Below are 12,435 nucleotides of genomic sequence, written 5' to 3'. Positions count from 1 at the left end.
GGGGGAGACACCGATGCAGGTCAAGACGATGTGCATTATCGGCGCTGGGACCATGGGCACCGGTATCGCCCAGGTCGCGGCAACGGCCGGAATCCAGGCGACCCTGATGGATGCATGTTCCGAAGCCCTGGACCGCAGCCGGCGCGCGCTGGACAGGTCGCTGAACACCGCGGTTGAGCGTGAGAAGCTCACGCCCGCTCAGGCTGACGGCGCCCGAGCGCTCATCCACTGGGACACCGATGAGCTAGCCATCTCCGAAGCCGATTGGATCGTGGAAGCGGTCTTCGAAAACATCGACGTCAAGGCCGAGGTGCTGCGGCGGATTTGCGGTCTTGCTCGCCACGATGCGGTGATCACCAGCAATACGTCCACGCTGCCGATCCATGAACTCGCGACCTGCTGCTTCCGGCCCGAGCGTTTCATGGGGATGCACTTCTTCAACCCGGTGCCGGTCATGAAGCTGGTGGAGGTCATTCCCTGGCAAGGCAGCGCACCGGAGACCACGCGTTTCGTCATCTCCCTGTGCGAACGCCTGGGCAAGACGCCGGTGGTTGCCCCCGACATTCCCGGTTTCCTGGTGAACCGTGCTTTCGGAGCATTGGTGGCGACGGCCGTCGATACCTGGCAGGCCGGCGCTGACCTTCAGGCGATTGACGACTCGCTGGAACTGGGTCTCGGGCACAAGATGGGCCCGCTGCGCACCGCCGACCTGGTGGGGCTGGACGTGACCCTGGCACTACTCCAGTCGTTGTGGGATCATACCCGCGACGAACGCTTCCGAGTCCCACCCGTGCTCGTGGACATGGTGAAGAGCGGGAAACTGGGGCGCAAGAGCGGCGAGGGTTTCTACAAGTACGAGGACTGATCACCGCGAAAGGCGGCTACAGACATGTTGGCAAAGCCTCTCGACGGCAAGAGCGCCCTGATCACGGGCGCATCCCGGGGGATAGGGCGCGCGATTGCCATCGCCTTCGCCCGGGCCGGCTGCGATGTGGCCATCAATTACGTGAAGGTGCCAGATCGCGACAACGCCGCCGAAGCGCAGCAGGTGGCCGATGAGATCGGGGATCTCGGCGCCAATGCGTTTTGCGTGGAAGCTGACGTCACCGACCTCGACGCCGTGGAAGCTATGGTGAAAGCGGTTATCGACCGTTTCGGCAAGCTCGATATCCTGGTCAATAACGCGGGTATAACCGCCGACAGCACCCTGAAGAAGCTAAGCAAAGACGCCTGGGACCGGGTGCTGGCGGTGAATCTGACAGGGGCCTTCCACTGCACCCGCGCAGTCATTGATCACATGCGCGAGCGTCAGTCCGGACGGGTCATCTCGCTCGCGTCCGTGGTGGCGCTGTCGGGGAACATCGGCCAGGCGAACTACGCCGCCAGCAAGGCCGGGCTCATCGGGTTCACCAAGTCCCTTGCGCGCGAAGTGGCCCGGCGGAACATCACCGTGAACGCCATTGCGCCCGGGTTTATCAACACGGAGATGGTCCAGGCCATGCCCGCTGCGGCGTTGGAGCAGACGCTGGCATCCATACCCATGGGCCGGCTGGGTGAGGCGGAAGAAATCGCGGACGCCGCGGTGTTCCTGGCATCCGATGCAGCGAAGTACATCACCGGCCACGTGCTTTCGGTAAACGGCGGGCTGTACATGTAGCCGCCTTGCGTGAGCTATCGCCGTCTTTGGGGTGGGGGCTCTTACCGGGTGGCCGCTTGCGGTCACCTTGCCAGCCGTTGCCGCTCTCCCCTCATCCTGAACCCGGCCAGCGGGCGAAGGAGAGGGGGATCCGCGTCGGCTACGACGCGCAGAGGATGAGGATGCCGTCCGCCGTCGCCGTGCAGCACGTCGGGACCCTTTAGAGGAGGACCATATGTCCGGGAAGTTCCAGCCGGTTGACCAGTCCGTCGCACGCATTCCCGATGGCGCAACCATCGCCATCGGCGGCTTCGTGGGCGCCGGGCACCCCGAGGCGCTCACCAGCGCCATCGAGCGTCGGTTCCTCGAAGAAGGCCACCCGCGGGACATCACAGTGGTCTACGCCGCCGGCCAGGGCGACGGCGCAAGTCGGGGCATCAATCATCTCGCCCACGAGGGCCTGGTGAAGCGGATCATCGGCGGACACTGGGGCCTTTGTCCCGCCCTTGGAAAGCTCGCGGTTCAGGGCCTGGTCGAAGCCTACAACTGGCCGCAGGGCGTGATCTGCCACCTGTTTCGCGAAATCGCCGCGGGTCGCCCGGGGCTCATCACCCATATCGGCCTGAAGACCTTCGTGGACCCGCGCAATGGCGGCGGCAAGCTCAATGACAAGACCACCGAAGACTTGGTGGAGGTCATCGAACTCGCCGGCCGCGAGTGGCTCTTTTACCGCGCTTTCCCGGTACATGTCGGGCTCATTCGCGGCACAACGGCCGATGAACGCGGGAACATGACCATGGAGCACGAAGCGCTCTTCGGCGAAATGCTGGCCATCGCCCAGGCTGCCCGGAACAGCGGAGGGCTGGTGCTGGCGCAGGTCAAGCGCGTGGCAGCCGCGGGCAGCCTCCCGCCGCAGCACGTTCGGGTGCCAGGTATTCTCGTAGACGCAGTCTCGGTGGCTGGGCCCGGTGAGCATGCGCAGACTTTCGGGGAGGACTACAATCCGGCCTACTGCGGCGATGTGCGCGTGCCCTTCGGCAGCATCCCCGCTCTGCCAATGGACGAGCGGAAGATCATCGCCCGCCGGGCAGCCCTCGAACTCTCTGCCGGAGACATCATCAATCTCGGAATCGGCATGCCCGAGGGCGTGGCAGCAGTGGCGAACGAGGAGGGCATCGCCCATTTCCTCAATCAGACCGTGGAAGCCGGCCCCATCGGAGGCGTTCCCGCGGGCGGTCTGTCCTTCGGCGCGGCCGCGAACCCGGAGGCCATCGTCGACCAGCCCTCGCAGTTCGACTTCTACGATGGCGGCGGGCTGGACGTCGCCTTCCTCGGAATGGCCCAGGCGGATGCAGCAGGGAACGTGAACGTGAGCAAGTTCGGCCCTCGTGTAGCAGGTTGCGGCGGCTTCATCAATATCACCCAGACAGCCCGCAAGGTCGTTTTCTGCGGCACCTTTACCGCAGGCGGTCTGGAGATCGCTTCCGGTCACGGACGCTTGACCATCGTCGCCGAGGGCAAGCACCGCAAGTTCGTGAATGCGGTGGAGCACGTCACCTTCTCGGGCGAGTATGCTGCGGACAAGCGCCAGCACGTGCTGTACGTCACCGAGCGCGCCGTGTTTGAGTTGACTGATGGCAGGCTGGTGCTGTCGGAGATCGCGCCGGGCGTTGACCTGCAGCGCGACATCCTGGCCCACATGGACTTCCGGCCCGATGTGCCCGGCGACGTGCCCTCCATGGACCCTCGCATTTTCCGGGACGAGAAGATGGGACTGGCCGCCGAGTGCAGCTGAGGGTGCCGAACGCCCGATCCGGCCGAAAGTAACGGAGACCCCAATGCCTCTTGTGACGCAGTACACGGAAGTGAAGCAGGCCTATTCCGACGCTGCCGCGCGAGGCATCGCTCTCCCGGCATTCTGCGCTGAGGACCGCGAGACCCTGGAAGCAGTCCTGGCGGCAGCGTTGGAAATCGCGCAGGAGATCGGCGTGGATGACCTGCCCGTGGTGCCCGCCTGGACCGGTCGCTATCCGGCCCGTGGTCAGGCCGGCCTGGTTGCGGCCTGCGGCGACCCGGTGCTGGGAACGCAGCTCATGTTCTCGGACCTGGAAGCCTTCACCGGCCCGCACAGCCCGTACCGCAGTCTACGGGTGATGCCTCACCTCGACCACGCTTTCCCGTGGCTGGATGGTGACCTGCTGGAAGACTTCGCCGACCAGTTCGCCTCAGTGATGCATGACGCCAGCGCGCGGCCGCTCGAAGAGAATATGCGGCTCACGGCAGCTTACCGGGAGCGCATGGCGGGGAGGGTGCTGGTGGAAGGCGCGGTGGCCGAGCTTTCGGAATCCGGGGAAGTCGGCCACGGTGGCGGCGGACCGACGACGGTCGAGCAGGCGGAGCGTTTCGTGCGCGAGACCGGCGTCGACCTCATCGTACCCGATGTCGGCACCGAGCACCGCAGTACCGGTCCTCCGGCGAAGTACCTGTCGGACCGCGCCCGGGAGATCCGTGCCGCGGTGGGCCCCATTCTCTGCCTGCACGGGACAAGCTCCGTCGCCGAAACCGACCTGCCGCTCCTGACCCGCGACGGGATTGTGAAGATCAATATCTTCACCACCCTTGCGGTGAAAGGTGGTCAAGCTGTTGCGCGGCAGGTGCTGGGCGACCTGGACCGCATCCTGCCAGCCGATGAACTGGCCGCCCTGCGGGATGCGGGGATGCTGGGCGATGCCTTCAGCATTGACGGCTCAGCGAAGCCCACCCTGGCCAGCGTCGCCAATGCCCCCCGCCGCGATGCGTGGTTCGCGGCCGTGAAGGCGCGCTGCAAGGAGTTCATGCTGCTGTTCGGGTATCAGAAGTATGCCGCGCAGGCAGGTTAGCGCGAAGGCACAGTATGCTTGTCGGGTGTCTGCTTCCGACGGTGGCCGGCTCCAAGTCCTGCCGTCAATCGACGCGGGAGCACGGCACCTTCGGATGACCGATCTGCCTGGACTTGAGTGTGTGAAGCCTGGCCCGTACCGCGACAGGAGGCGACCCGGATGTCCCGACGAGACCGAATGCTTGTGCTGCGCACCGGGCTGATGGCGCTGGCAGTGATTGCATCGTGGCCGTGTTGCGCGCAGCAGCCCACAGTACAGGGCGCGGACAACGCGGCGCCCACAGGAGGCAGGAACGTGTTCGGAGACCCCGTCGAAATCGACCCCGACAGCGGCGCACAGGTGTTCCTTCTCGGGGCTGACCCGCGCCCGGCCGACAATATCTACGGCGAGCAGGCCTACGGGGACGCCACCGGCCGACGCATCGCCATCCGCTACTACAACACAGACGACCAGCCCGGCGGGATCAGCATTCTCGACCTCGTGGACGGCTCGCGCCATGACGTGCTCGTCGGCAAGCCGCCGTTCCCGGCCTTCCACGCCTGGGGCGAGTGGCTGTATTACCGGCAGGCAGTGGACGGCGTGCCCATGCTGCGCCGGTGCAATTACCTCACGCTTCAGGTGGAAAACGTGGCCCCGCTCCCGCCGGAACGCGGCAACTACAGCTACGGTACGGTCTCGCCCGATCACCGCTATTACGCGGTGAGTGTGAGCAATGAGGGTGCTCCCTCCAACGTTCACCTGCTGGACATACAGACCGGGGAATGGAGCATTCTTCTGGACAAGCCCGGATACCACGCCAAGCACGAGCAGTTTTCCCTGGACGGCCGCAATCGAGTGCTGATTCAGCTCAACCAGATGCCTGACGTGAAGCAGGTGCTCCTGAGCGAACTGGAGATCGGCGGGCAGGAGAAGCCTTTCCCAGCAGATCGTCCTTACACGCCGCGCCCCACCGGCCATGAGGCGTGGGTGGGCATCACCGACCGCATTTTCTTCTCCACCGGCACCGACCCCGACAGCCGCACCAACGTCTGGACCGCCAGAGTGGGCGATCCCGGCCCTGTGCCTGCGTACGAGGGCAAGCTGCGCTTCAACCACATCAGTGTCTCCCGCTGCGGCAGGTACTTCATCTGCGACACGAATGAGGAGGGCGTCCCGCTGTACGTGGGCAGCTTCGCAACCGGCAACTGCAAGCGCGTCGCTTTCACCCGCACCGTCTATGATGGCAAGCAGTGGGCCCACGCCCACCCGTACATGACCGCTGACAACAAGTGGATCATTTTCGCATCTACTCGCGGCGGCCACCCACAGGTGTACGGCGCGCGCTTGGCTGAGGGTTGGCTGGACAGTCTCTGAGAACGGCGGTCCGTGCAGTTACTCATCCATCCACTGGCGGTGCATGTCCCATGTCAAGCCTGCGCATTGCCCGGGTCGCCCCCACTGCGTTCCTGTCGGGGCCGGAGAGTGATTTGCGCCAGATTGTGCGCGTGGTCGTCGAAAACGGCGGCTTGCCCGCGGATGCTGCCCTGGAAATGAGGGGTGCGGCCGACCTGCTTGCGGCGGATCGCGTTCACATTGCGGGAGGCGAATCCACTCACGAACTGCGCATCCCTGCTCCCCGGCAGGCCACGCCGGTCACCGTCTCGCTCAGCGTGCCGGGCCGTGAGTCCATTGCCCATGAAGTCACTCTGCATCCGCCGCGCAAATGGACGGTGCACGTGACCCAACGCTCGCACCACGATGTTGGCTACACCAACCTGGCATCCGTTGTCTTGCGTGAGCATGTGCAGTTTCTCGATGCAGCCCTGGACATGGCGGAGGCAACTGCCGACTGGCCCGAGGAGTCCCGTTTCCGGCTGGTGATCGAGCAGGCCTGGTCACTCCTGGAGTTCCTCCGGCGCGCCCCGGCTGACCGGATTGCGAAGATGATCGCCCTCCTGCGCGAGGGGCGTTTCGAACTGACCGCGCTCTTTGGCAACATGACCACCGAACTATGCGGGCACGAGTCCCTGATTCGCTGCTTGTATCCATCGGCGCGGCTGGCCCGGGAGCATGGGTTCGCCATCACGAGCGCCGAACACAATGACGTGCCCGGCATGAGCTGGGGTCTTGCGGAGATCCTGGTCGAGGCGGGGATTCGCATCTTTTGCCCCGCGCTGCCCCGTTACTGGGACTGGTGCCGGCCGTCGATGCAATCTTTCTGGGACGACGATGCCCTCTTCCCGAAGGGCCGCCCCGGCTGCTTCTGGTGGGAGGCGCCCTCTGGTCGCCGGGTCCTCTTGTGGGACAACTCGGGCGCCGGAAGCGGCCCGTACCCGTCCCTTCCGGGCCTCGCCGACCGCCTCCAGGAACTCTCGGAATCCGAATACCCTTTCAGCACCGTGCGCTGGACGGTGATCGGGGGCGCCCGCGACAATTCACCGTACATCCAGGACTACTGCCGGACGGTGCGCGACTGGAACGCGAAGTGGACATACCCGCGCCTGATCCTCAGCACGAACGCGATGTTCTTTGAGGACCTGTCTTCCCAGTTTCCCGATGACCTGCCCGTCTTCCGTGGAGAGCTTCCGGGGCCGGATTACCCCGTGGGCGCTGGATCCACCGCCGAGGCAACTGCGACCAACCGGGCCGGCAAGACCGACCTGCTCAACGCAGAGCGTCTGGCGTCTCTCGCCTCCGCGGTGACGGACTTCGCCTATCCTGGGGATGCGCTGGACGAAGCCTATGAGGACGTGCTCTGGCACGACGAGCACACCTGGGGTCACCATTTCCCCTGCGGTCCGGGATGCAGGGCCTCCCAGCATGAGAAAGCCGTCCACGCACACCGGGCTGCGGCAATCGCCGGGAATGTGGAGGACACTGCAATCGCGCGGATCGCCGACCATGTGCGCCTGCCGGGGGAGGGGTTCTACATCGCCGTCTTCAACCCGCTCCCGTGGATGCGCAGCGTCCCCGTGGTCACCCCGATGCGGGAGTTCGAGAACTGCGGCAGCACTATGGCCCGCCTGCCCGCAAAGACCTCGGACGAGGAGACCTTCCTCCGCGGCGTGCCCCTGACCGACCGCTGGCATGCTCACCCGCCGCCCGAGCTGGTGGCGGGCAGATTCCAGCTTGTGGATGTGGTCTCGAGACAGGCCGTGGACTTCCAGATCGCGCCGGTGGAGGACGCCTCCGAGACGGTGCCCTTCGCTCCCGAACGCGTCGGCCTGGGTCGCGGCGGCCTGCGTTACGGCGGCATGGAACACCCCTCGGGCCTGCTGAGCGACCTGCATTTCCTGGCCCGCGACCTCCCTGCCTGCGGCTACCGCGTCTACGAGCTCAAGCCGCTAACGGACGTGCCGGAGGTCGTCGCCCTGGATGTCTGCGCGCGGGTGGTTGAGAGCGATCACTACCGCCTGGAGCTTACTGCGTCCGGCCACATCGCCAGCCTTATCGACCGCGAGACGGGCCGCGAACTGCTTGATTACGGCGCGCCCCACGGACTCGGAGACTTCGTGGTCCGGGGGCCCGACGACGCGATGGCGATCCCGGCGCAGTTCGGCCCGTGGACCATCGAGCACACCGGGCCGGTCTACAGCCGCTTGCGCCGCACCGGATCAGCGCCCGGGCATCCGCAAATCACCCAGACCATCACGCTCCGGATGGGCATCAAACGCGTTGAACTCGCCACCCGAGTGCTCAAGGATGCGACCCCCGCGCTGGACGCACACCTCGCTTTCCCTTTCCGGTTTGAGCAACCGAGGTTCCGCTATCAGGGCGCCCTGAGCGGCGTGAGCCCGGTGGAGGACTTCCTGCCCGGCGCTTACTGGGACACCCTCGCGGTGCAGGACTGGGTCTGCGTGTCCGGGGCGGACGGCGCAGTTGTCTGGTCCAGCCTGGACGCGCCCCTGGTCTGCCTCGGTGACCTGTGGCCGGGGTATGTCTCCCCCGCCCACAGCGCCCGGGTCCCGGCGAGGGCCCATCATCCACCGATCGCGCTGGAGCAGGTGCGCAACGGGTGGGTGTATTCGACCCTCTTCACCAACAACTTCGGCACCAACTTCAGCGTCTCGCAGACCGGCAGCGTGCTGTTCCGGCACGTCTTCACAAGCCGCACAGGGGCGCCGGATGACGGGCTTGCAGGTCGCATCGGCCTCGACCAGATGACCCCTGCGCGAACCATCTTCCTCGAACGCCGCCGCGAGGGCCGCCTGCCCACGTCCGCAAGCCTCCTGGAACTCTCCGGCGACCCGCTGGTGCCTCTTGCACTGAAGCCCGCCGAAGATGGCCGGGGGCATATCCTTCGCTTGTGGAACCCAGCGCCTCGCGTTGCGGATGCAGCGATCGTGGTCAATTTCACCAGCCTCGCGGATGCCGAACCCGCGACCATCACCGAAGGCTATGCGCCCGACGACCCCGGCAGCGTGTCTCGTGTCGCCCCGCACCGTGTGCAGGTCACGATACCGCCGCGGCGGATCTTGACAGTGCGGCTGCTGAATACATAATTGCGTCCTGCCGAAGATGACCAACCGCGGAATGACCGCGATCTGGAGTGTGAAAAGCATGAGCGAGCAGGAGATCCGGGCACTGGTGGCCGAAGTGCTCTGCCTGCGCAATACCGTGCAGTACCAGGACGAAGAGAACGAGCTCATCTCTTCCGGCGCGGTGCTCAACTCCCAGGTTGGGCGGGCTGACATCCACGAGCGCGTGGCCGAACTGCGCGCCATGGCTCCCGGATACCTGCTGCTGCAGACAGACCTGGAGACGGGGAGCTACTTCGCACCCGACGGAACCGCGGTTCCGCCGCAAATGGCCCTCGGCGCGGCGGATGATGAGCAACTGGCCTTCGACTGGGGCTACGCGGTGGGGCTCGAAGGCCGGCGTCTCGGCGTCGACGTGACCTGGAGCCCGGTGCTGGACGTCAACACCAACCCGGATAACCCCATCGTGAATGTGCGTTCCTTCGGCGAGAACGTGGAACAGGTCGGGCGTCTCGGGGCAGCGGTGGTGCGCGGAATGATCGAGGCCGGGATGCACCCCTGCGCCAAACACTGGCCGGGCCACGGCGACGTGGCAGTGGACAGTCACATCTCCCTGCCCACCGTGGAGTGTTCCCGCCAGCATCTGGAGACCATCGAGTGGCCGCCGTATCTCGTAGCCCGGCAGGCGGGGCTGGAGAGTGTCATGACCGGGCACCTGCTCCTGCCGGCCGTGGACCCCGACAACTGCGCCACCGTGAGTCACAAGCTCATCACGGGAATACTGCGCGAACAGCAAGGATACGACGGCGTAATCTTCACCGATTCCCTGGGGATGGAGGGTCTGCGGCTGACCATCGACTCCGCCCAGGCGGCATGGATGGCTATCGCGGCTGGGCATGATCAGGTACTCATCGACTACAAGCGACCGCCCGGGGATTCCGTGGAAGCGGTCGTGGCCGCGTGCTTGGATGGCCGCGTCCCGGAATCTCGCCTGCGCGAAGCAGCCGCGCGGGTGCGCAATCTCAAGGCCCGACGGCTGCAGGCGCCTGCGTTGCCCCCCGATGACGAGATCCGCCGCGTCCTGCACGACATGGGGCGACGACTGGCTGAGGCGTCGGTGACGCTCTCGGGGGATCTTCCGGCGGGCGGCCTGGAACTGGGCGACCGGCCTCTGCTGGTCATCTGCGACGACCCGGTGCGCCATGGCAAAGGCCTTGCGGACGAACATGACGGGAAGGCGCTGGCTGGGGTGCATCCTCTGACCGGGCCCGTCTGTGACAGGCCTGGCTGGAGCGCCATTGTGTGCGACGAAAACACTACCCCGGAGGATCTTGCTCGGGTGCGCGAGAGAGTCTCTTCCGCCAGCGCGATTCTCGGCGCTACCTTCGCGCATATCACCTCGTACAAAGGCGAAGGCGTTCGCCTGCCCCGCACTCAGGCAGCAATGTGGCAGGAAGTCGCAGCCTCGGACAAGCTGCGCGCCATGATGCTCTTCGAGTCGCCCTACGCCCTGTCAGACTTGCCGGGCAGTGTGCCGGTGGTCATTGGCTACGGCGGCGATGACTTCACACTTCGCGCGGTCGCCGAGGCGACACTGGGCAAGCGCACCTGTCCGGGGAAGCTGCCGGTGACGGTGCAGCGCGGGAAGTGATTTCCCGCTCGAACTGGGCAAACATTTCCCGAACTAGTGCTCACAGCCAAGGGATGGGCGTGCCTGCAAACGCCTGGTGGAGGACTGGCATTCGAAACTCATGGCGGACTGAAGTCCGGCTCCGAGGGCCATACGGAACCGGTGCCTGTACCCACCGGGCATACGCTGCGGCTCCTACGGCCCGATGCGGATCTCGACGCCCATGACTTTCACCGTTGCGTCGCCGACCGCGGCGATCCCAACGGTGTCTCGCTGCATGCCCGGCAGCGCATTCGCCGGCGCATCGTAAATGAGCGCCCCTGCCGCCCCGGTCTCGCCCTCGCGCAGATTGCAGGTCTTGCCGTTGAGGCTGACAATCGGCGGGCTGTCGGGCTTCTCGACATGGACTTCGACCCAGACTCGTGCGTTGTCGGCCGGCTTCGGTCCGGTGGGGATTTGGAACGAGAGGCTCTTGCCTTCGGCCGGAAGAGGCGCCTGGTACTGTTCACCGCACCCGACGATGTCCCGCCAGGTGATGGCATGCCTTCGGGGCAGGGCGCTGATCGCGTCCAGTGAGGACATGGCGCTCAGTGTTGTGCGGTACCCCTCGGGCGTCCAGGCCGGGCTGTTAGCGATAGGGCTGAAGTAGTTGAACAGGTAGACCGCGTCGGCTCCGGCAGCAAGCACCGCGGTTGCGGCTCCGGCAGCCTGTTCTCTGGTCACCGGTACCGCCGGACCGGAAGGCATTGGCCGGTGCAGGATCTCCAGCCCACCTGCCAGCGTGACGCCGGTCCCCTCCAGCGCCTGTTTCCAATCCCCGAGGGGCATGTCATACTCCAGCGTGGCCCAGCGCGGAGTCGCCACCACAAGGTCGATCAGACCCTCTCGGGCCCATGCCGGCGCGTCAAGCCCCCAACTTAGGGCCACTTCCACGTGCGATGGCATGCGCACTCCAAGCAGGATCGGGTGTCCGCGCTTTTCGGCCGCCTCCTTGACGAGAGCACTTATCTCCCGTATCCACTGGGTCAGGATCGCGCGGCCCTCCTGCTCCGCGCCGGGTCGGAACAGGTAAGGCTCCCGCATGAAATCCAGCTCCAGGCCGTCCATGTCGTAGCGTCCAAGGCTTTCAACAATCAACGCACGATACAGGTCGCGCACTTCGGCATGCGCGTAGTCCAGCCCGCGCCCGTAGTAGCCCCCGCCGCCGCGATGGAATTCTTCCTGGCGCCAGATTGCGCCGTGGAAAGGGTGGTCGAGGTTGTCATTGAAATGCACGTCATTCATGCGCAGGCTGATCCACGGCGATACCCCGCGCACCCGGCAGCGCTCGATGACTCGGGCCGGGTAGTCCACGCCCTGCCGATCGATCTCCATCATGCTGTGGGTCATCCGCCGGTAACCCGCGGTGTCCCCGGGACCGAGCGACTGGATGAAGGGGTGGTCGTCTCCGGCCTTCGGGTCGTAGCCATCCCAGAAGGTCTCCCACACCTCGCTCTTGTAATTGGTCTTCCGAGCGTTCGTGTTGATCAGCAGCACCTTCACTCCTGCGTCTGCCAGCACGTCGAAGTACCTGTCTATCTCGGCCCCGGCGTCCTTATCCTCGGTGATGTAGTTCGTGTAGAAGAAATCGGTACAATCTTGGTTGAAAAGGGGTCCGGTGAGTTTGGGCATCCGAGTGCCTCCTCCCGCCTCCGGCGGGTCCTGGTTGGTCGTATCAGCGAGGCCTGACGTCGCTAAGCACACCGCAAACACAAGGCAGGTGAGAACTCGGCTCCTGGCAGTCATGGTCTGCCTCCTAGATGACGTGTTCACCAATTCCCCGCACACCGCATA

The 12,435-nt window shown here is 65.4% G+C and carries 8 protein-coding genes; 7 read left to right on the top strand and 1 reads right to left on the bottom strand.

Annotation, left to right across the window (positions count from 1 at the left end):
- The first annotated feature begins 13 nt into the window (after positions 1-13).
- From HPY44_12660 to HPY44_12630, 7 genes are all read left to right on the top strand, one after another.
- Positions 14-865: a 3-hydroxyacyl-CoA dehydrogenase family protein gene (locus tag HPY44_12660; GenBank protein ID NSW56855.1), complete on the top strand. Its 852-nt coding sequence runs from the start codon at positions 14-16 to the stop codon at positions 863-865.
- Between the two features lie 24 nt (positions 866-889).
- Complete coding sequence (gene fabG / locus HPY44_12655; GenBank protein ID NSW56854.1) at positions 890-1,657, top strand: 3-oxoacyl-[acyl-carrier-protein] reductase; 768 nt, start codon at positions 890-892, stop codon at positions 1,655-1,657.
- A gap of 214 nt (positions 1,658-1,871) precedes the next feature.
- Complete coding sequence (locus tag HPY44_12650; GenBank protein ID NSW56853.1) at positions 1,872-3,431, top strand: acyl CoA:acetate/3-ketoacid CoA transferase; 1,560 nt, start codon at positions 1,872-1,874, stop codon at positions 3,429-3,431.
- A gap of 43 nt (positions 3,432-3,474) precedes the next feature.
- On the top strand, positions 3,475-4,515 hold the full coding sequence (locus tag HPY44_12645; protein ID NSW56852.1) for a class II fructose-bisphosphate aldolase: 1,041 nt from the start codon (positions 3,475-3,477) through the stop codon (positions 4,513-4,515).
- A 159-nt stretch (positions 4,516-4,674) separates the two neighbouring features.
- Positions 4,675-5,868 (top strand): hypothetical protein, encoded by a 1,194-nt coding sequence (locus tag HPY44_12640; GenBank protein ID NSW56851.1) that lies wholly within the window; start codon positions 4,675-4,677, stop codon positions 5,866-5,868.
- 50 nt (positions 5,869-5,918) lie between these two features.
- Positions 5,919-8,996 carry a hypothetical protein gene (locus tag HPY44_12635; GenBank protein NSW56850.1) on the top strand — a complete coding sequence of 1,026 codons (3,078 nt, stop codon included), beginning with the start codon at positions 5,919-5,921 and terminating at the stop codon, positions 8,994-8,996.
- Positions 8,997-9,054: 58 nt separating this feature from the next.
- Positions 9,055-10,623: a hypothetical protein gene (locus HPY44_12630; GenBank protein ID NSW56849.1), complete on the top strand. Its 1,569-nt coding sequence runs from the start codon at positions 9,055-9,057 to the stop codon at positions 10,621-10,623.
- Between the two features lie 174 nt (positions 10,624-10,797).
- On the opposite strand, the gene HPY44_12625 is transcribed toward HPY44_12630, so the two are convergent.
- The gene (locus HPY44_12625) at positions 10,798-12,273 is read right to left on the bottom strand and encodes a hypothetical protein (GenBank protein NSW56848.1); all 1,476 of its coding nucleotides are present in this window, start codon (positions 12,271-12,273) and stop codon (positions 10,798-10,800) included.
- Positions 12,274-12,435 lie beyond the last annotated feature (162 nt).

The sequence above is a fragment of the Armatimonadota bacterium genome (assembly GCA_013314775.1).
Taxonomy (GTDB): Bacteria; Armatimonadota; Zipacnadia; order Zipacnadales; family JABUFB01; genus JABUFB01.
The sequence above is the reverse complement of the archived record's forward strand: the minus strand, read 5'-3'. Positions and strand labels throughout refer to the sequence as shown.

Excerpts from the sequence above, each read along its gene's own strand:
- HPY44_12630 (NSW56849.1), top strand. The coding sequence starts at position 9,055 with ATGAGCGAGCAGGAGATCCGGGCACTGGTGGCCGAAGTGCTCTGCCTG.
- fabG (NSW56854.1), top strand. The coding sequence starts at position 890 with ATGTTGGCAAAGCCTCTCGACGGCAAGAGCGCCCTGATCACGGGCGCA.
- HPY44_12650 (NSW56853.1), top strand. The coding sequence starts at position 1,872 with ATGTCCGGGAAGTTCCAGCCGGTTGACCAGTCCGTCGCACGCATTCCC.
- HPY44_12660 (NSW56855.1), top strand. The coding sequence starts at position 14 with ATGCAGGTCAAGACGATGTGCATTATCGGCGCTGGGACCATGGGCACC.
- HPY44_12635 (NSW56850.1), top strand. The coding sequence starts at position 5,919 with ATGTCAAGCCTGCGCATTGCCCGGGTCGCCCCCACTGCGTTCCTGTCG.
- HPY44_12645 (NSW56852.1), top strand. The coding sequence starts at position 3,475 with ATGCCTCTTGTGACGCAGTACACGGAAGTGAAGCAGGCCTATTCCGAC.
- HPY44_12640 (NSW56851.1), top strand. The coding sequence starts at position 4,675 with ATGTCCCGACGAGACCGAATGCTTGTGCTGCGCACCGGGCTGATGGCG.
- HPY44_12625 (NSW56848.1), bottom strand. The coding sequence starts at position 12,273 with ATGCCCAAACTCACCGGACCCCTTTTCAACCAAGATTGTACCGATTTC.